Annotated in this window: 19 protein-coding genes; 11 read left to right on the forward strand and 8 right to left on the reverse strand. The window is 63.7% G+C overall.

Going from position 1 to position 17,893, the window contains the following annotated elements; translation table 11 throughout:
- The 3 genes from HZR81_RS05820 to HZR81_RS05830 all read left to right on the forward strand — a co-directional run.
- Positions 1-481, forward strand: a 481-nt coding sequence (locus tag HZR81_RS05820) for an FAD-dependent oxidoreductase (protein ID WP_500127561.1), incomplete at its 5' end; no start/stop codon positions are given.
- 220 nt (positions 482-701) lie between these two features.
- Entirely contained in the window at positions 702-1,829 is a 1,128-nt protein-coding gene (locus HZR81_RS05825; RefSeq protein WP_500127562.1) for a DUF3182 family protein, read from the forward strand.
- Positions 1,816-2,628: an alpha/beta hydrolase family protein gene (locus HZR81_RS05830; RefSeq protein WP_500127563.1), complete on the forward strand. Its 813-nt coding sequence runs from the start codon at positions 1,816-1,818 to the stop codon at positions 2,626-2,628. The genes HZR81_RS05825 and HZR81_RS05830 overlap by 14 nt, the downstream gene beginning before the upstream one ends.
- A 5-nt stretch (positions 2,629-2,633) precedes the next feature.
- Here HZR81_RS05830 and HZR81_RS05835 read toward each other — a convergent pair whose 3' ends face one another.
- The 5 genes from HZR81_RS05835 to HZR81_RS05855 are packed head-to-tail and all read right to left on the reverse strand — an operon-like array spanning position 2,634 to position 8,201.
- Positions 2,634-3,662, reverse strand: coding sequence for an ion transporter (locus HZR81_RS05835; protein ID WP_500127564.1), 1,029 nt, complete (start codon positions 3,660-3,662; stop codon positions 2,634-2,636).
- A complete protein-coding gene (locus tag HZR81_RS05840) occupies positions 3,655-4,245 on the reverse strand; it encodes a cob(I)yrinic acid a,c-diamide adenosyltransferase (protein WP_102839761.1) in 591 nt (196 codons plus the stop codon). The genes HZR81_RS05835 and HZR81_RS05840 overlap by 8 nt, the downstream gene beginning before the upstream one ends.
- 15 nt (positions 4,246-4,260) lie before the next feature.
- A complete protein-coding gene (locus HZR81_RS05845) occupies positions 4,261-6,276 on the reverse strand; it encodes a sensor histidine kinase (RefSeq protein ID WP_313409778.1) in 2,016 nt (671 codons plus the stop codon).
- Between the two features lie 43 nt (positions 6,277-6,319).
- Positions 6,320-7,231, reverse strand: a complete 912-nt coding sequence (locus HZR81_RS05850; protein ID WP_500127565.1) for a putative 2-dehydropantoate 2-reductase — start codon at positions 7,229-7,231, stop codon at positions 6,320-6,322.
- A 4-nt stretch (positions 7,232-7,235) separates the two neighbouring features.
- The gene (locus HZR81_RS05855) at positions 7,236-8,201 is read right to left on the reverse strand and encodes a GGDEF domain-containing response regulator (protein WP_156244746.1); all 966 of its coding nucleotides are present in this window, start codon (positions 8,199-8,201) and stop codon (positions 7,236-7,238) included.
- A gap of 152 nt (positions 8,202-8,353) precedes the next feature.
- Between HZR81_RS05855 and HZR81_RS05860 the strand changes: the two genes are divergently transcribed.
- Both HZR81_RS05860 and HZR81_RS05865 read left to right on the forward strand, forming a co-directional pair.
- Positions 8,354-8,833 (forward strand): YajQ family cyclic di-GMP-binding protein, encoded by a 480-nt coding sequence (locus HZR81_RS05860; protein ID WP_063540074.1) that lies wholly within the window; start codon positions 8,354-8,356, stop codon positions 8,831-8,833.
- An 86-nt stretch (positions 8,834-8,919) separates the two neighbouring features.
- On the forward strand, positions 8,920-9,744 hold the full coding sequence (locus tag HZR81_RS05865; RefSeq protein WP_125852665.1) for a mechanosensitive ion channel family protein: 825 nt from the start codon (positions 8,920-8,922) through the stop codon (positions 9,742-9,744).
- Between the two features lie 60 nt (positions 9,745-9,804).
- On the opposite strand, the gene HZR81_RS05870 is transcribed toward HZR81_RS05865, so the two are convergent.
- Together HZR81_RS05870 and HZR81_RS05875 are read right to left on the reverse strand one after the other, a co-directional pair.
- Entirely contained in the window at positions 9,805-11,505 is a 1,701-nt protein-coding gene (locus HZR81_RS05870) for an AmpG family muropeptide MFS transporter (protein ID WP_500127566.1), read from the reverse strand.
- A 38-nt stretch (positions 11,506-11,543) separates the two neighbouring features.
- Positions 11,544-11,903, reverse strand: coding sequence for an MGMT family protein (locus tag HZR81_RS05875; protein WP_063540071.1), 360 nt, complete (start codon positions 11,901-11,903; stop codon positions 11,544-11,546).
- A 134-nt stretch (positions 11,904-12,037) separates the two neighbouring features.
- On the opposite strand from HZR81_RS05875, the gene HZR81_RS05880 reads away from it, so the two are divergent.
- Positions 12,038-13,042 (forward strand): DUF481 domain-containing protein, encoded by a 1,005-nt coding sequence (locus HZR81_RS05880; RefSeq protein WP_063540070.1) that lies wholly within the window; start codon positions 12,038-12,040, stop codon positions 13,040-13,042.
- 76 nt (positions 13,043-13,118) lie between these two features.
- Here HZR81_RS05880 and HZR81_RS05885 read toward each other — a convergent pair whose 3' ends face one another.
- The gene (locus HZR81_RS05885; protein ID WP_500127567.1) at positions 13,119-13,877 is read right to left on the reverse strand and encodes an SDR family oxidoreductase; all 759 of its coding nucleotides are present in this window, start codon (positions 13,875-13,877) and stop codon (positions 13,119-13,121) included.
- Between the two features lie 100 nt (positions 13,878-13,977).
- On the opposite strand from HZR81_RS05885, the gene HZR81_RS05890 reads away from it, so the two are divergent.
- The 5 genes from HZR81_RS05890 (at position 13,978) to HZR81_RS05910 (ending at position 17,887) form a co-directional block, all read left to right on the forward strand.
- Positions 13,978-14,685 (forward strand): HugZ family pyridoxamine 5'-phosphate oxidase, encoded by a 708-nt coding sequence (locus HZR81_RS05890; protein WP_500127568.1) that lies wholly within the window; start codon positions 13,978-13,980, stop codon positions 14,683-14,685.
- Between the two features lie 131 nt (positions 14,686-14,816).
- The gene (locus HZR81_RS05895) at positions 14,817-15,275 is read left to right on the forward strand and encodes an FxsA family protein (RefSeq protein ID WP_110776129.1); all 459 of its coding nucleotides are present in this window, start codon (positions 14,817-14,819) and stop codon (positions 15,273-15,275) included.
- A gap of 248 nt (positions 15,276-15,523) precedes the next feature.
- Complete coding sequence (locus tag HZR81_RS05900; RefSeq protein WP_011914234.1) at positions 15,524-15,817, forward strand: co-chaperone GroES; 294 nt, start codon at positions 15,524-15,526, stop codon at positions 15,815-15,817.
- Between the two features lie 48 nt (positions 15,818-15,865).
- Positions 15,866-17,506: a chaperonin GroEL gene (gene groL / locus HZR81_RS05905; RefSeq protein WP_500127569.1), complete on the forward strand. Its 1,641-nt coding sequence runs from the start codon at positions 15,866-15,868 to the stop codon at positions 17,504-17,506.
- A 159-nt stretch (positions 17,507-17,665) separates the two neighbouring features.
- Entirely contained in the window at positions 17,666-17,887 is a 222-nt protein-coding gene (locus HZR81_RS05910) for a hypothetical protein (protein ID WP_500127570.1), read from the forward strand.
- Positions 17,888-17,893 lie beyond the last annotated feature (6 nt).

Raw genomic sequence — 17,893 nt, forward strand, 5'->3', positions numbered from 1 at the left:
TGGCAACTCCGGCGTGGAAGCGGCCATCGACCTGGCCGGCATCGTCGCCCACGTCACCCTGCTGGAATTCGGCGAAGACCTGCGTGCCGACGCCGTGCTGCAGCGCAAGCTCGCCAGCCTGCCCAACGTCCGCGTGCTGAAGATGGCGCAGACCACCGAGGTCAAGGGCGACGGTCAGAAGGTCACCGGCCTGGTCTACAAGGATCGCAACAATGACGAGATGCACGAAGTCGAGCTGGAAGGCATCTTCGTGCAGATCGGCCTGCTGCCCAACAGCGAATGGCTCAAGGGCACCCTGGAGCTGTCGCGCTTCGGCGAGATCATCGTCGACGCCAAGGGACAGACCAGCATCCCCGGCGTGTTCGCTGCCGGTGACGTGACCACGGTGCCGTACAAGCAGATCGTGATCGCCGTCGGTGAAGGCGCGAAGGCTTCGCTGAGCGCCTTCGATCACCTGATCCGTGCCTCCGCGCCGGCTTGATCGAAGCGCGAAAAAGAAGGGGAGCAACCGCGAGGTTGTTCCCCTTTTTTGCGTCTGGTTGGGGGGTTATTGGATTCGCCCGGCGGTCTGCCGAGGATCGTTGCGAGGTGTCTGCGGTCTACTGCGGTACACCGCGCTACGGCTCAGGTGGTAGCGAGCGCTCGCGATGGCCATGGGCTCCGGGCGCGCATGTCGAGCAGTCCATGGAGCTGTCCACGAAATGATGAATGCGCAAACGTCGCAAAACTCGCGCAGGGTCGTACTGACCCATGCCAACCGACCCAATGAGCCACAGCACGAACGGGTCGTACATGCAGCCTTGGCCGAGCGTCTGGCTGCACTGCTAGGGCTGACTTATGGCGGCGATTACGATCCGACCCGTCGCTATGAGGCTCAACCCTATCTCGTGCCATCCGGTACGGTGGTCGGCCTGCGTGAAGCCCAGGCGCTGGGCCTGTGCGGGGAGTCTGACCTGTTCGGCGGTGTGGTACCGCAGGCCTTCGTCGAAACCAAGGCCATTACCCACCCACTGATTCGCCCGGACGCCGCTGCGCCGGTCGGCTGGTCGCGCGATTTCAGTACGCAGGTCAAGGGCAGTGTGCTCGCTGGCTATAGCGTCTTCAGTCTGGAGGATGCCAGAGATGCCGGGCGTCGGCTGCTGCACGAGGGCTCTGTGCGCATCAAGCCGGTCCGAGCTACCGGTGGACGCGGCCAGCAGCGCGTCGATGACAGTGACGCCCTCGATCAGGCTCTGTTTGCGCTCGATGAGCAGGAGCTGGCCGAGTACGGCCTGGTGCTAGAGGCCCATCTGGAGCACGTCACGACCTTCAGCGTCGGACAGGTGCGGGTCGGCGGCCGCCTGGCGAGCTACTACGGTACCCAGCGGTTGACCGAGGATAACGCCGGCAACGAGGTGTACGGCGGTTCCGATCTGGTCGTCGTGGACGGTGACTTCGAGGCGCTGCTGGCGCTTGAACTAACGGAAACCACACGGCTCGCCGTCAGCCAGGCACAGGTGTACGACGAGGCCGCTTCGGCCTGCTACCGAAACTTCTTCGCCTCCAGGCGCAACTACGACATCGCCCAGGGGATCGACGGTCGCGGCCAGCCGCGCTCGGGTGTGCTGGAACAATCCTGGCGCATCGGTGGTGCCAGCAGCGCTGAAATCGCGGCGCTGGAACTCTTCCGTCAGGGCACGTGCGCGCGAGTTGTACGGGCATCTTCGCTCGAGATCTATGGTCGAGAACGCCCGGCGCCGGCGGCAGCCACGATCCTGTATCAGGGTCAGGATGACGAGGTTGGTTTCGTCACCAAATGCGTAGTGGTGGAGCAATATGGCGACGCATAGCGAGACAGTAGACATTCTGGTTGGCGATGAGCATATCGCCGGTACGTTCCTTTCACCGCCGGCCAAGATGCCCGGCGTGCTGTTCGTTCACGGTTGGGGCGGCAGCCAGCAGCGCGATCTCACCCGCGCCCGCGGCATCGCCGGGCTCGGCTGTGTCTGCCTGTCATTCGACTTGCGGGGACACGCGCAGACCCGCGCGCAACAGGAATCGGTGACCCGCGAGCAGAACCTCGCCGATCTCCTGGCTGCCTACGACCTGCTTGCTCAACATCCGCATATCGATCCGTCCGCCATCGCCGTGGTCGGAACCAGCTATGGCGGGTATCTGGCCACCATCCTGACCTCTCTGCGGCCGGTCAAATGGCTGGCGCTGCGGGTGCCTGCGCTCTATCGCGACGAGGACTGGAACCTGCCCAAGCGCCAACTGGACCGCGATGTGCTCAATCAACTGCGCAGCCGGCGGGTGTTGCCGGAAGAGAACCGTGCATTGGCCGCTTGCTCCGCCTTTCGCGGAGATGTGTTGATCGTCGAGTCGCAGCACGACACCTTCGTGCCTCACGAAACCATCATGAGCTATCGCGCCGCCTTTCACCGCACCCAGTCGCTGACCCATCGCATCATCGAGGGCGCCGACCATGCGCTGAGCAACGAGCGCTGCCAGGAGGCCTACACATCGATCCTGGTCAACTGGGCGACGGAAATGGTCATTGGTGCGCGTCTCGACGAGAAGTCGGCGGCCGGTTTCCGGGGCGTGGATGAGGGCGAGGAGCCCGGGCGCGGCGCGGCGCAGTCGAGCTGATCCGATCAATCGGGCGGCGTTGCGGGTGGCGTCGGTCCGACGAAACGACTCCAGCGTCGGTCGAGCACCTGCTGCTTGAGCACCTCGATGACATCCACCAACAGTTCTTCCAGGGCCAGGTCGGTGTGTTCGTCCTGATAGACCCAGGCATCGAAGAACTCGTCGGCGAGATTGGCCGCCAGGGCCTGGAACTGCGGCCCGCGCATGCCTTCGATGGCGCCCTGCAGGAGGCGTGCGGCGATATCGCTGAGCGCGTCGTCGAGCGTCGCAGCCAGTCGATTGCCGAGCGGCAGCCTTCTGAGGCTGTGCATCTCCGGATTGTCCTGCAGCGCCTGGTGGATCAGCTGGCTGACATAGCCTTCAATGGCGCCGCGATTGTCCCGGTAACCGGTCTCCAGCATGTCCCGCAGGCGCCGCGACAGGTCGTTGAGCACGCGCTGCTTGCGCGGTCGGACCACCTCCTGCAGAAGACGCCGGGAGAGGTCATCGCTGGCGCCGATCTCCTGCTGCAGACGGCCGAACAGGCGCACCATCACCCGGTCGGAGAGCTCCTCGATCAACAGGTAGTAGTAGCGGCTGAACAGCCCGTAGACGGCCCACCGGCGCATGTCGATCAGGCCCAGACGCTGCAGGCGGATCAGCAGGCTGCCAACCCGCAGTACCCGCAGCCAGCGGAATCCCGCCAGCGGAATGCAGCCGAGCACGTCATACCAGTGGGCGAACGGGTAGTAGTACCAGCGCGCATAACGGCGCTCGAACAGTGCGACCGTCCAGCCGAGCAGCACGTCGAGAATGAAGACCGCGACGAAGGCCAGGTCGATGTACTGGAAGTTGACGTGGATGCTTTGCTGATAGCGCTCGTGCAGTTGCGGCAGCAGGTTGGCAAGCGCCGTGTTGACCGGCTGCAGCGCGAACAGGCTGTCGAACAGGATGAGCGCCAGGTTCACGCAGACCAGCAGGACGATGAAGGCTTCCCAAGCGGCATGCAGCCCGTCGCGCCGTCGCGCCTGTTGATCCACGCGGTGCTCAGTCATCCGCGCCGGCTGCCGCGGCGGCGGGTTGCCAGAGGATCTCGCCACACCCCTGGCGCCGCGCAATCAGGCGCGCGGCGACGAACAGCGCATCGGACAGCCGGTTCAGATAGGCCAGCAGCACCGGGCGCACGGTTTCGCTGGCATTGAGCTGCTGGCACCGGCGCTCGGCAGTGCGCGTCACGCTGCGGCACAGGTGGGCGAGGGCGATGAGCCTGGAACCGCCCGGCAGGATGAACTCCTTCAGCGGCCCCAGCTCCTGATTCCAGCTGTCGATGGCCTGCTCCAGCCGCTCGATCTCGCTTTCCTGCAGCGCCTGGTAGTCGGGCATCGCCAGCTCGCCGCCAAGATCGAACAGGCGGTGTTGGCACGGGCCGAACACGCTGATCAGCTCATCGAGCGCAGGCCATTGCACTTGCGCCTCAGCCAGTTCGGCAAGCAGCAGGCCGAGCTGACTGTTGAGCGTGTCGACCTCGCCCATGGCTTCCACACGGGGATGATCCTTGGCGACCCGGCGGCCATCGCCCAGGCCGGTTTCACCGCTATCGCCGGTACGGGTGTAGATCTTCGACAGTCGATTGCCCATCTATTGGTTCCTTGTTCAGGCCGCCGGCGGCTCGCCAGGCGAACTCAGTGGCAGGCGCAGGGTAAAGGTGGAGCCATGGCCGGGTTGGCACTGCACCTCCATCTGGCCCTGGTGGTTGTTGGTAATGATGAAATACGAGACGGAAAGGCCCAGTCCGGTTCCCTGACCGACTTCCTTGGTGGTGAAAAACGGTTCGAATATGCGTTTGCGAACGTTCTCCGGAATGCCGCCACCGTTGTCTTCGACCTGAATCTCTGCCCATGGCGGGTTCAGTCGAGTGCGCAGGATGATGCGCCCGCGTTCCTGAGCCTGGTTCTGGTGGATTGCCTGGGCGGCGTTCTTCAGCAGATTGAGCAGAACCTGTTCCAGTTCGTTGGCGATGCAGGGTACGCGATCGATCTGCGGATCGAAGTCGCGAACGATCTCGATCGACCTGAAATCGAAACCCTCCATCAGGGCGAAATCGTTGCCGGCGATCTCCAGCGCCTGGTCGATCAGCATCGGCAGCTGACAATCGGCCAGCTGCCGGTTGCTCATGCGGCTGAAGCTGAGCATGTGGCTGACGATCTTCGCGGCCCGGGAGCCGGCCTGCTGGATGCCGTCGAGCAACTGCGGCACTTCGCGGCGTTGCAGGTACTGGTTGACCGCCTCCAGACGCACGCCGGTTTCCTCCGCTGCTTCGCGATTGCGTTCCAGTTCGGGCGAAAGCCGGCGGCGGATGTTCTGCGCGTTGTGCAGGATGGCGCCGAGGGGATTGTTGATCTCGTGAGCCATGCCGGCGGCCAGGCTGCCCACCGAGAGCATCTTCTCCGACTGCACCATCATCTCTTCCATGTTGATGCGCTGGGTGATGTCGTCGATGCGGATCACCACGCCGCGGCCACCTGCTCCGCTGAGCGGGTAGAAGGTCAGTGCATAGTGGTGCGGCTCGTCGTTGCGCTGCCAGCTCACCCGCTCGATCTTTTCCACCACGTGCTGCTCGGAAGTGCGGCGGATCTGCGCCAGGAAGGGCTTGAGCGGCTCGAAGGCGACGAACACCGGCTGATTCAGCGCGTCGTCCAGCGGCGTTCCGGAGAGGGCACTGGCTTCCTGATTCCATTGGGTGACGTAGAGCTGCTCATCGAGGGCGATCAGCGCAGAGGGCATCGAATCGATGATGCTGTTGAGGTACTTCTGGAAACCGGTGAGTTTCTGCTCGATCTTGCTGCGAACCTGGACCTCCAGCTCCAGCTTGCGGTTGGAGTGCCGCGTTTCCTCGGCCAGCCCCTGGGCGTGATCGAAGGCTTCCTGGGCATCGTCACGGGCGCGCTTGAGCTGCTGCTCGCGAGCCTCCATGCGTGACAGCATGGTGTTGAAAGCGTCGGCCAGGCGACCGATCTCGTCCTGGTTGCCGGGCTTGGCCCGTAGCGAATAGTTCTCCTCGCGGGTTACCTGGCGGGACAACGCTTCGAGGTCGCGAATTGGCCGCGTGATCAGCTGGCGGATCTGCCGGGCGACCAGAACCCACAGCAGCAGGCTGGCCACGAGGATCGCCAGGCTCGCGGTCAGCGTGCCGGTGTAGAACGCCCCGGGCAGTTCGCTGCTGGCGACCATCAGCAGATGCCCGGCGCTGCCGTCCGGTTGTGGCAAGCGGACCAGCAGATTGGCGCGGATCTCGCCGGCGCGCCAGTCGGCGACCGCGCTCAGCCGCTCGGGCAGACGCAGGCGCTCGCCCTGCTGGACCTGTGCCAGGCTGTTGCCGTCGCGGTCGTAGATGATCGCTGCGCGCAGCGGCGCATAGCCGTCCAGGCGTCTGAGTAACGAATTTGCCGCTTCTGGTGAGGTCAGCGCGCGCGTACTCAGTTCTTCGGTAGCGAACAGTTCGCCCAGCGTATGCATGGCCTGGGGCGCTACGCTCTGCCGCGAGATCCAATAGGCGGCGCTGATGAAGGTGAGGTTGGACACCAGCAGGACCGCAGCCAGGAGGACGAGCAGGGCGAGCAGTAGCTTGCGGCCGACCGGGAGGTTTTCGAGGCGTTGACGCAGGATCATTGGCGGTACGAGGCGGCAGAGGTTTCTGCAGGGTAGCCGCGGCTCAGTCGGTGGGCAATCCGCGCTGGCGCAGGTGCTCGCAAAGACGCTGGTGCAGCGCGTGCAGCGTCGGAGCGGGCAGCCCCAGGGTTTCGGCCGTGGCACAGGCGTGGCCGAGCAGATAGGCGATCTCCGTGCGACGGCCAAGACGGACGTCCTGATGCATGGACGAGTAGTTGGCCGCCGTGGCTTCGATGACCCGTAGCACTTCGTTTTCCAGGTCGTTGGCGGCCGCTGGCTGGCCGCTGGCTACGAGAAGTCTGCCGAGTTCTTCGCTCAGCACAGCGAGTTGCACAGGGTGCTGCAGCAGCTCGCCGTTGCGGCAGTCATGGAGCACGGTCAGTGGATTGATTGCACAGTTTAGCGCCAGTTTGCGCCAGAGCCGCGAGAGAATTTCCGTGCTCCACGTCTGCCCGATGCCGGCCAGGTCCAGTTCGCTCAGCCAGGCAGGCGCTGCGCCGCCATGCGGGTCGCCCAGCCAGTTCTGCCCGCGGCCTGCGAACAGTACCTGGAAATCAGTCTCGCGATAGGCCCCTTCGGTGCTCGACACGAAGATGCAGCGGGCCTGCGGCCAGCGCTCGGCGATCGCTTGCTGACTGCCGAGACCGTTCTGCAGCAGGAGCAGTTCGCCGCCCGGGGCCAGGCGAGCGGCGACCCGGGACACAGCGGCTTCGGCATCGTAGGCCTTGCAGGCAACCAGCAGTCGTCTGATGGTGGTCGGTGCGTCGGGCAGCTCCGCGGGGATGTCGAAGCGCTCGAGATTGTCGTTCTCCCGCAGGCCGAGCCCGCCGGCGCGTTGGTATTCGTCCAGGCGTTGCGCCGAGCGCAGGATCAACCGTACCGGCAGACCGGCACGAGCCAGCCGGGTGGCCCACAGGCTGCCGAGCGCACCGGCGCCGAGAATGTGCCAGGTCATCGACTCATGCCGACTGCTTGAGCCGGAAGGGGACGATACGGCCCGTGCTGTAGGCGCTCGGCAGCAGCGCAGCGGCACGTTCGATGATGGCCTGCGGTGTGACCGGGAGCGCGTCGGCATCGAGGCTGATCAGGCTGATGCCTGCCTTGATCGAAATGAAGCCTTCGCTGGTCTTCAGCGCGCGCAGGTTCAGACCCTCGTGCAGGCGTTTGAAGCTGCTCGGCGAACAGCCCTTCAGGTCATCGACCAGCGCCAGCAGGCCGAACTGTTGCTCATCGATCCGGCACACCACATCCAGTGGGCGGACCAGCTGCTGCAGGCGAGCGCCGATGGCACAGAGGATTTCCGCATAGACGGGCTTTCCGTAACGTTCGCGCAGTGCATCCGCGTCCGGCAGGCCGATCTGCAGGTAGTACAGCGCGGTACCACGATTCTCCATTTGCCGCAGGCTGGCGGCCAGGCGCTGCTGTAGATAGCGGCAGTTGCCCAACCCGGTCAGTGGGTCGTGCAGGCTTTGCTCTTCGAGGCTGGCGACGCTTTCGGCCAGCTGATGGTTCTCCTGCTTCAGCTGCTGCAGCGAGGCGCATAGCCGGTCGGCAGCGAAGATTCTCGGCAGTAGTTGCTCGTTCATTGCCGACTTGCTGATGAAATCGTCGACGCCATGGTCGAATGCCAGGCCGAGCGCATTCTCGCTGTCGCGCCCGGTGAGCAGAATGACGTAGCTGTAGTGGCCGCTCAGGGCGTCGCGTTGGCGAATCTGTCCGGTCAACTCGAGGCCATCCATCTCCGGCATCAGCCAGTCGGCCAACAGTACGTGGGCAGGACGTTGCGCATGCTGCGCCAGCGCGTCAGCGGCGCTGCTGGCGAAGCGGATATCCTGGTAGCCGGCCTTGCTCAGGGCACGACCGATCATGACGCTGGAGAACTTGGCGTCATCGACCACGAGGATGCTCAGGTGGGGGTTGGGCATGGCAAGCTCAATCAGTTGGAGGGGGACGTCCTGTCACTCCGTAGGGGCGGGCGCTGAAACGTCGAAGCGTTATAATGACCGCGCTTTCTTAACCGTCAAGACACGCGCGCTCGGCTCATGCGGCCCGTCGCGCTACATAGTGGAGGAATCCCATGCCCTCGTTCGACGTGGTGTCCGAACTGGACAAGCACGAAGTCACCAACGCGATCGACAACGCGATCAAGGAACTCGATCGTCGCTACGACCTGCGTGGCAAAGGCAGCTTCGAGCAGAAGGACCTGACCGTGCAGCTGACGGCAGAAGCCGAGTTCCAATTGGAGCAGATGCTAGAGATTCTCAAGTTGAGCCTGGTCAAACGCAAGATCGATATCCAGTGCCTGGAAGTCAAGGAGCCCTATGCCTCCGGCAAGACCACGAAGCAGGAAGTGACGCTGCGCGAAGGCATCGACAAGGAGTTGGCGAAGAAGATCGTCGCGCACATCAAGGACGCCAAGCTCAAGGTGCAGGCTGCCATCCAGGGCGAGCAGGTGCGCGTCACCGGCAAGAAGCGCGATGACCTGCAGGAAGCCATCGCCCTGCTGCGCGGACACGAGTTCGGCATGCCGCTGCAATTCAACAACTTCCGCGACTGATTCCCGCCGCGCTTCGGCGCACGCACCAACCCCGCTGTTCTCGGTGCCCGGCTCGCCGGCACCGATTCCTGAAGGAGCATCTCTGCATGGACCTCTCTATCGATTATCTGGTCGATCTCTCCGAAGCCTGGCTGCCGGTCGTTCTGCAATACGGCGCCCAGGTGACGCTGGCATTGCTGACCTTTCTATTCGGTTGGTGGCTGATCAATACGCTGACCGCCAAGGTCAGCGCTCTGTTGCAGCGGCGCAAGGTGGATCCGACCCTGCACGGTTTCATCGGCAGCCTGGCCGGTATCATCCTCAAGGTATTGTTGCTGGTCAGTGTGGCCTCGATGATCGGGGTGGAAACCACTTCGTTCATCGCCGTGATCGGTGCTGCCGGCCTGGCCATCGGTCTGGCCCTGCAGGGCAGCTTGGCGAACTTCGCCGGCGGCGTGCTGATCCTGCTGTTCCGCCCGATTCGGGTCGGCGAGTGGATTGAAGCCCAGGGCGTAGCAGGCACCGTCGATTCGATTCAGATCTTCCATACGGTGCTCAAGTCCGCCGACAACAAGACCATCGTGGTGCCCAACGGTGCTCTATCCAACGGGCATATCACCAACTACTCCCGCGAGCCGCGGCGCCGTGCCGATATCAACGTCGGTATCGACTACGGCGCGGACATCAAGCTGGCACGGCAGATCCTGCTGGAAATCGCGCAGGATGAGCGTGTTCTGCGCGATCCCGAGCCGGTGGTGTTCGTCACCGGGTTGGGTGACAGCTCGGTCAATCTGTCGTTGCGGGTGTGGGTCGCGACCGGCGATTTCTGGCCGGTGACCTTCGGTTTCACCGAACTGGTAAAGGAGCGTTTCGACGCTGCTGGGATCGGCATTCCGTTTCCGCAGCGCGTGGTGCACCTGGTCCAGAGCTGAAGCCTTGCCTGAACGAAGCGAAGCCGGCATCTGCCGGCTTCGTCGTTTCTGCTGGTCGCCTCAGGACTGTTCCGAGGCTGCTTCGCGCTGCGCGTCGCCGGGTTGCTGGCGATCTCGGCTCCATTGCCAGGCGATCAATACCAGTGTCGGTATGCCGAGCAGGGCGGTGACAAGGAAGAAGTTGCTGTAACCCAGGTGCTCCACCATGACGCCGGAATACCCACCGAGCAGGCGCGGAAGCAGCAGCATCAGCGAGCTGAGCAGCGCGTACTGGGTCGCCGAGAACTTCAGGTTGGTCAGGCTCGACAGGTAGGCGACGAACGCGGTGGAGGCGAGGCCGCCGCTGAAGTTGTCGCAGGAGATGGTGACGATCAACATGTTCAGGTTCGCGCCCATCTCCACCAGTAGCATGAACATCAGGTTGGTCGCCGCGGAGGCGACGCCACCGATGAACAGGATCGGCAGGATGCTGAAACGCACGATCAGCAAACCGCCGAAGGCCGCTCCCAGCAGCGTCATCACCAGCCCGAACAGCTTGCTTACGCTGGCGATCTCGTCCTTGGAAAAACCCTGATCGATGTAGAACACGTTGGCCATCACGCCCATCACCGTATCCGACATGCGATAGGTGGCGATCAGCCCCAATAGCAGCAGCGCCTGCCAGCGGTAGCGCACGATGAAATCGGTGATCGGCGTCAGCACCGGCCCCATCAGGATGCGTCCTGGGGCCGACAGGCAGCCCCAGCAGATCAGCAGATACATGGTGCCGCGCGGCCAGTAGCCGCCCCAGTAGGACTGGAACATGCCGGTAGTGGAAACCATCAGGATGATCAGCACGATTACCGACACGGCCTGGTGGGCGAAGTCGAAGCGCACCGGTCGCTGGCGTTGCTTGGCTTGACTGAAGATATGCCGTACCGGGACGAACAGCGCCCGGCCCACCGGCGATACGCTGCCGAGGATGAACAGTGCGTACAGCGTGGCGCGCGGCCAGGCCTGGGCGATCAGCGCATTGATCATCGCCGGCACCGAGACCAGCAGCACCAGCAGCAGGCCGACCGCGGCCAGCTGATGATTGAAGGTGTAGCGCGAGGGCTCGTTAGGCAGTGGCGCGGCTACGTCCGGCTCGCGGATCACCAGACTGGTGATCAGACCGGGCAGGATCAGCAGCGCGAAGACGAAATAGGTCGTGGTCCAGGCCGCCTGGTTGTAGTCGAGGCTGCTCGAGCCCAGCCATTCGGCGAGGAAGAGGGCGCCGGCGCTGGCGAGCAGCATGGCGATGCGATAGCCGGTCATGTAACTGGCGGCGAGGGTCGCCTGCAGCTTGTCCTCGACGATCTCCAGGCGATAGGCGTCGATGGCGATGTCCTGGGTGGCCGACGAGAATGCCACGACCACCGCCAGGGCGATGAGCATCGCCAGGTTGTGCTGCGGGTTGCACAAAGCCATGCCGATCAGGCCGAGGGCGATCAATGCCTGCGACAGCACCAGCCACGAGCGGCGTCGGCCCAATGCGCCGATCCAGGGCAGCCGCCATTGGTCTAGCATCGGCGACCACACCCACTTGAAGGCGTAGGCCAGGCTGATCCAGCTGGCGAAGCCGATGGTTTCCCGCGAGACGCCCGCTTCGCGCAGCCAGACCGACAGTGTGGAGAACACCAGAACGGCGGGAAGACCCGCAGCGAAACCCAGCAACAGCAGGGCTAGCGTAGCGGGGCTGGCGTAGGCGGCTAGCGCATCGCGCCAGGTTTCACGGGACATACATCGAGGTTCTGCACGGATTGGACGAAGGGCGCACTCTAACCGCTGTGCTCCGTCGAATGCCAGCCATGCCGACGCATGTCCACTCGGTCGTTGACGATGGTCAGGCCCTCTGCCCGCAGGCGCATCCGCTGTTCGTGACCTGCTGCTGTTCCGGCTGGCAGGCTGAGGCGGCCGCCGGCGGCAATCACTCGATGCCAGGGGAGTGTGGTGTCCTCGGGCAGCTGCGACATCAGCCGGCCGACCCAACGTGCAGCCCGGCCGAGCCCCGCCATGGCGGCCAGCTCGCCATAACTCACCACCTTGCCGGGCGGGATTTGCGACATCACTAGATAGACGGCAGCTCGGCGCGTTTCAGCGTCGGCGGAGGGCGGCAGCAGCGGTGCGTGGTCATTCATGCTGGGGCTTCCGGGGAGGTAAATCGACGGGCCGGAGAACTCGGGTTCCGTTCGGCGGTCTGTGCTTGCTGTGGTTAGACGCATAGGGATAATGCCAGCCTTTCAACCGACCCAGACCTGATTTCAATACCCGTATGTTCCCCAGAACCCTGCTTTGCGTGACCCTCTCCGCTCTTGCTCTGCCATCGTTCGCCGACACCGTATGGCTGAAGAACGGCGATCGCCTGACCGGCAAGATCAGTGTGCTCGACGGCGGCAAGCTGCTCATCGAAACCGAGTATGGCGGTTCGATTCCGCTGAAGTGGAGCAAGATCGCCACGCTGGAAAGCGACCAGAAACTGCTGATCAAGCAGGACGACGTGACCGGCGAGGTCGCTCAGTCCCTGCAGGCAGCCGACGAGGGCAAGGTCGTCATCGCCAACGGTGCCGCGCCGCGCACGGTGGAGCTGGCGAGCATCACCCAGATCATCCATCCCAAACCGCTGATTCAGGATTTCACCTGGAGCGGCAACGTCGATGTGGCGATGGACTACAAGCGTGCCGAAACCGATACGGATGACTATGACGTCTCCTTCGACACCAAGGCGCGGCACGGGCTGTGGCGCCACAACGGCACCGGCAACTACAACCGCGAGTACCGCGACGGCGTGACGGTCACCGACAACTGGGATGCCGAGTACGCGCTGGACCGCTTCCTCGATCAGCACTGGTTCTGGCAGGGGCGGTTGAGCTACAAGCGCGACCAGATCGAGGACGTGCGCCGTCAGCGCACCATCGGTACCGGTCCCGGTTACCAGTTCTGGGACAACGAGCTGGGCGCCTTCTCCCTGGCAGGGCTGATCAACCGTAGCGACTACGAGTTTGCCGACGGCGAAAAGGAGAACTTCTACCTGGCGGTGATGAAGTGGGACTACAACCGCTACCTGGTGGGCAAGACCTTCGAGCTGTTCAGTACCGGCGAACTCGGCAAGCCGCTGGAGAACGTGGCCGATTACGCGCTCGATGCCGAGGTCGGCCTGCGTTACAAGGTGACCGACTGGGCTTCGCTGAACATGAAGGCAGAGAAGGACATCATCAGCGGTGCCGACAACGATCTCGACTTGACCCGCTACAGCATCGGTTTCGGCGTGGGCTGGTAAGCCTTATCGATCCGGTGTGCATATATAAGAAAGGCAGCCATCTGGCTGCCTTTCTTCTTTGGCCCTGACGCCCCGATCAGAGACGCAGCCCGCCGTCCAGTTCGAGGATGCGGCCGGTGTAATAGTCGTTCTCGAAGATGTACGCCACCGAGTGGGCGATCTCCGCCGGCCTGCCCATGCGCTTGAGCGGAATGCCGGACGTCATTTTCTCCAGGGCTTCGGGCTTCATGCTGGCGACCATCTCGGTCTCGATGAAGCCGGGCGCCACGCCTGCCACGCGAATGCCGTAGCGCGCCAGCTCCTTGGCCCAGACCACGGTGGCCGAGGCCACGCCGGCCTTGGCCGCGGAGTAGTTAGTCTGGCCCATGTTGCCGGCGCGGGAGATCGACGAGATGTTGATGATCGCGCCTTCGCTCTTCAATTCGACCATCTTCGCCGCGACTTCGCGGGTGCAGAGGAACACGCCGGTGAGGTTGACGTCGATCACCGCCTGCCACTGCGCCAGGCTCATCTTGCTGATCTCGCCGTCCTTGACCTTGAGCAGCAGGCCGTCGCGCAGAATGCCGGCATTGTTCACCAGGCCATGCAGGCCGCCGAAGTCTTCGGCCGCGCGCGTGACCATGTCGCTGACCTGCTCTTCGTTGGCGACATTGCACAAATAGGCGCGTGCCTCGCCGCCGGCGGCCTTGCAGGCGGCGACGGCCTCGTCCAGACGCTCCTGGTTGAGGTCCACCAGCGCCAGTCGCGCGCCCTTGCTCGCCAGGTACTCGGCCATGGCCCGGCCGAGGCCCTGGCCACCGCCGGTGACGATGATGACCTTGTCTTGCAGTTGCATGCGCGTCTCCTGTTGTCCTTGTAAGGCGGGAACGACGCCCGCCAGGGAAATCGTTATGCTGGGCGCTCCGTCGTCCCGGACCCGTCTCGAGGAGCCACAGGTGAGCGCCGAAGCCCGCAAGCATGCCCGAAAACTCCTGCTCAAGGAATACCGCGGCGTGCTCTCCACCCATTCCCAGGCCATGCCCGGCTTTCCGTTCGGCTCGGTCGTGCCGTACTGCCTGGACGCCAATGGCTGGCCGCTGATCCTCATCAGCCGGATCGCCCAGCACACCCGCAATCTCAAGGCCGACGGGCGCTGCTCGTTGCTGGTCGGCGATCGCGCCGCCGAGGACGTGCAGGCGGCGGGTCGGCTCACGCTGCTGGCCGAGGCCCGCCAGCTCGACGACGCGGCGACGGTCGAGGCGGCTGCCCAGCGTTATTACAGCTACTTCCCCGAATCGCAGGATTACCACCGCGTACACGACTTCGACTTCTGGGTGCTGGAACCGGTGCGCTGGCGCTACATTGGCGGTTTCGGTGCGATCCACTGGCTGGATCAGGTCGCCTTGGCCAACCCCTTCGCGGCGGAGAACGGCGAGGTGGAGCGGGGCATGGTCGAGCACATGAATGACGATCATGCCGCGGCCATCGCGCACTATGTCGAACAGGCCGGGCTGCCGCGCGAATCCGCGGCGCGGATGACCGGCATCGACAGCGAAGGCTTCCACCTGCGCATCGGCCAGGCGCTGCATTGGCTAGCCTTCCCCGAACCCTGCGCGACGCCCGGGGCGGTGCGGCAGGCGTTGGTGGCGATGGCGCGTCGCTGATTCGATTCAGCTTGGCTTCAGCGGCGCTGCGCATAATCCGGTTACAGGGCTTTTTTCACCCGGGTTGAATTAGACCCGGGATGCCGCCATCTACAGAGGACTGGAAGCTGATCTTCCGCCAAGGACCATCGATGCGAATCTTCTTTGTGCTGTTTCTGTTGTTTCCGCTGGCCGAGCTGTTCGTGCTGATCAAGGTCGGCAGCTCCATCGGCGCGCTGGCTACCATCTTGCTGCTGGTGCTCAGTGGCATCGCCGGTGTCCTGCTGCTGCGTCTGGCCGGTTTCGCCACCGCCTGGCGTGCCCGCGAGCGCCTGGCGCGCGGCGAGCTACCCGAGCGCGAGATGCTGCAGGGCCTGATGATGGCTATCGGCGGCGGCCTGCTGTTCCTGCCGGGCTTCATCAGCGACGTGCTGGCGCTGATCGTGCTGTTCCCGCCGACCCGCAACTTCCTCTTCCGTCAGATCAACCGGCGCATGGAGGCGCAGGTGCGCCGCCAGCGCGCCTTTGCCGATGACTTGCAGGCGCGGTCCAACCCGCAGCGGCCGAACGTGATCGAAGGCGAATGGGAGCGGCGCGATCAGGACAAATGATCCGCTCGCTCGAAGACCGGCATGCCAGCAGGCATGCCGGTTTGCATTTGTAGCCATGAAAATTTCATCCGCGCCCCTTGAAATGCTCTTCAACGCCCGCATGTAGCGGACACCGCAAGGTCGCTGTCGTGTTCGACAGTCCGTCTTCTGCGGCTCGCGTTGCGGGCCGCAACCGGCACCGCCGGATTTGCCCAACCCGCCGATGAAGGGTCATCGGCATGGAACCACTCTACTAGGAGAGATCGACAATGAAGCTTCGTCCTCTGCATGACCGCGTCGTGATTCGTCGCAGCGAAGAAGAAACCAAGACCGCAGGCGGCATCGTCCTGCCGGGCTCCGCTGCCGAGAAGCCGAACCGTGGCGAAGTCGTTGCTGTCGGTACCGGACGTGTGCTGGACAACGGCGAAGTGCGCGCTCCGGCCGTTAAGGTCGGCGACAAGGTGGTGTTCGGCCCGTACTCCGGCAGCAATACCGTCAAGGTCGACGGCGAAGACCTGCTGGTGATGAGCGAGAACGAAATCCTCGCTGTCATCGAAGCCTGATCACCCGCGAATCTCCATCGATAATTCAAGAATTGAGGATCAATCAACATGGCTGCTAAAGAAGTCAAATTCGGCGATTCCGCACGCAAGAAGATGCTGGTCGGCGTGAACGTCCTGGCTGATGCGGTGAAAGCGACCCTCGGCCCGAAAGGCCGCAACGTGGTGCTGGAAAAGAGCTTTGGCGCTCCGACCATCACCAAGGACGGCGTTTCCGTTGCCAAGGAAATCGAGCTGAAGGATCGCTTCGAGAACATGGGCGCTCAGCTGGTCAAGGACGTTGCCTCCAAGGCCAACGACGAGGCCGGTGACGGCACCACCACCGCCACCGTTCTGGCCCAGGCCATCGTCAACGAAGGCCTGAAGGCCGTCGCTGCCGGCATGAACCCGATGGATCTGAAGCGCGGCATCGACAAGGCGACCATCGCCATCGTCGCCGAGCTCAAGCAACTGGCCAAGCCGTGCACCGACTCCAAGGCCATCGCCCAGGTCGGCACCATCTCCGCCAACTCCGACGAGTCCATCGGCCAGATCATCGCCGAGGCCATGGAGCGCGTGGGCAAGGAAGGCGTGATCACCGTCGAGGAAGGTTCGGGCTTCGAGAACGAACTGTCCGTCGTCGAGGGCATGCAGTTCGACCGCGGCTACCTGTCGCCGTACTTCATCAACAAGCCGGACACCATGGTGGCCGAACTGGACAACCCGCTGTTGCTGCTGGTCGACAAGAAGATCTCCAACATCCGCGAACTGCTGCCGGTGCTGGAAGGTGTCGCCAAGGCCGGTCGTCCGCTGCTGATCGTGGCCGAGGACGTCGAAGGCGAAGCGCTGGCGACCCTGGTCGTCAACAACATGCGCGGCATCGTCAAGGTCGCGGCTGTCAAGGCGCCTGGCTTCGGCGACCGCCGCAAGGCCATGCTGCAGGACATCGCCATCCTGACTGGCGGTACCGTGATTTCCGAAGAAGTCGGCCTGAGCCTGGAGACCGCTACCCTGGAGCACCTGGGTAACGCCAAGCGCGTCGTGCTGAACAAGGAAAACACCACCATCATCGACGGCGCTGGCGCCCAGGCTGATATCGAAGCCCGCGTTGCGCAAATCCGCAAGCAGGTCGAAGACACCACCTCCGACTACGACAAAGAGAAGCTGCAAGAGCGTCTGGCCAAGCTGGCCGGCGGTGTTGCCGTGATCAAGGTCGGTGCCGGTACCGAAGTCGAGATGAAAGAGAAGAAGGCCCGTGTCGAAGACGCCCTGCACGCCACCCGTGCAGCCGTCGAAGAAGGCGTGGTGCCTGGCGGTGGCGTGGCTCTGGTACGCGCTCTGCAGGCCATCTCCGAGCTCAAGGGCGACAACGAAGACCAGAACGTCGGTATCGCGCTGCTGCGTCGCGCTGTCGAAGCGCCGCTGCGCCAGATCGTCTCCAACGCCGGTGGCGAGCCGAGCGTGGTGGTCGACAAGGTCAAGCAGGGTTCGGGCAACTACGGCTTCAACGCTGCATCCGACACCTATGGCGACATGATCGAGATGGGTATCCTCGATCCCGCCAAGGTCACCCGTTCCGCGCTGCAGGCTGCTGCCTCCATCGGCGGTCTGATGGTCACCACCGAAGCCATGGTTGCCGAAGTGGTAGAAGACAAGCCGGCCCCGGCTATGCCGGACATGGGCGGCATGGGTGGCATGGGCGGCATGATGTAAGCCGACCGGCCTCTTGGCACCATAAAAAAGAACCCCGCCTCGTGCGGGGTTTTTTTTGCGTGCCGTTCAGTGCATCCTCGACCGTTCGTCAAAAACAACGCAGGAATTAGCTAGCTGGGCTACGGTCAGTTAACCACCGCCTAATCAAGGGTTTACGCCATGAAGCTGGAAATCGCTCGAGGATTGTTCCTCATCGGCGCGCTCGGAGTGACCACGCTTTGCGTAGCGGCATGGAATGAGCCCGGAGCGACACTGGTGCAGAGCAGCGAAAGCCGCAGCTATTGCCCGTTGCCGCCAGACGGCAGATCCCGCTTCGAGGCGGCGCGTCCCGATCAGGATCTGCTCTTGCTTCTCTACGGCCTGTCACAAGGCATGCGCTAACGCCTC

The sequence above is a fragment of the Pseudomonas sp. LM13 genome (assembly GCF_041381355.1).
GTDB lineage: Bacteria > Pseudomonadota > Gammaproteobacteria > Pseudomonadales > Pseudomonadaceae > Stutzerimonas > Stutzerimonas frequens.

Bases quoted from the DNA above. Each gene is read 5' to 3' on its own strand.
- HZR81_RS05825 (WP_500127562.1), top strand. From the start codon at position 702: ATGATGAATGCGCAAACGTCGCAAAACTCGCGCAGGGTCGTACTGACC.
- HZR81_RS05830 (WP_500127563.1), top strand. From the start codon at position 1,816: ATGGCGACGCATAGCGAGACAGTAGACATTCTGGTTGGCGATGAGCAT.
- HZR81_RS05835 (WP_500127564.1), bottom strand. From the start codon at position 3,662: ATGACTGAGCACCGCGTGGATCAACAGGCGCGACGGCGCGACGGGCTG.
- HZR81_RS05840 (WP_102839761.1), bottom strand. From the start codon at position 4,245: ATGGGCAATCGACTGTCGAAGATCTACACCCGTACCGGCGATAGCGGT.
- HZR81_RS05845 (WP_313409778.1), bottom strand. From the start codon at position 6,276: ATGATCCTGCGTCAACGCCTCGAAAACCTCCCGGTCGGCCGCAAGCTA.
- HZR81_RS05850 (WP_500127565.1), bottom strand. From the start codon at position 7,231: ATGACCTGGCACATTCTCGGCGCCGGTGCGCTCGGCAGCCTGTGGGCC.
- HZR81_RS05855 (WP_156244746.1), bottom strand. From the start codon at position 8,201: ATGCCCAACCCCCACCTGAGCATCCTCGTGGTCGATGACGCCAAGTTC.
- HZR81_RS05860 (WP_063540074.1), top strand. From the start codon at position 8,354: ATGCCCTCGTTCGACGTGGTGTCCGAACTGGACAAGCACGAAGTCACC.
- HZR81_RS05865 (WP_125852665.1), top strand. From the start codon at position 8,920: ATGGACCTCTCTATCGATTATCTGGTCGATCTCTCCGAAGCCTGGCTG.
- HZR81_RS05870 (WP_500127566.1), bottom strand. From the start codon at position 11,505: ATGTCCCGTGAAACCTGGCGCGATGCGCTAGCCGCCTACGCCAGCCCC.
- HZR81_RS05875 (WP_063540071.1), bottom strand. From the start codon at position 11,903: ATGAATGACCACGCACCGCTGCTGCCGCCCTCCGCCGACGCTGAAACG.
- HZR81_RS05880 (WP_063540070.1), top strand. From the start codon at position 12,038: ATGTTCCCCAGAACCCTGCTTTGCGTGACCCTCTCCGCTCTTGCTCTG.
- HZR81_RS05885 (WP_500127567.1), bottom strand. From the start codon at position 13,877: ATGCAACTGCAAGACAAGGTCATCATCGTCACCGGCGGTGGCCAGGGC.
- HZR81_RS05895 (WP_110776129.1), top strand. From the start codon at position 14,817: ATGCGAATCTTCTTTGTGCTGTTTCTGTTGTTTCCGCTGGCCGAGCTG.
- HZR81_RS05900 (WP_011914234.1), top strand. From the start codon at position 15,524: ATGAAGCTTCGTCCTCTGCATGACCGCGTCGTGATTCGTCGCAGCGAA.
- groL (WP_500127569.1), top strand. From the start codon at position 15,866: ATGGCTGCTAAAGAAGTCAAATTCGGCGATTCCGCACGCAAGAAGATG.
- HZR81_RS05910 (WP_500127570.1), top strand. From the start codon at position 17,666: ATGAAGCTGGAAATCGCTCGAGGATTGTTCCTCATCGGCGCGCTCGGA.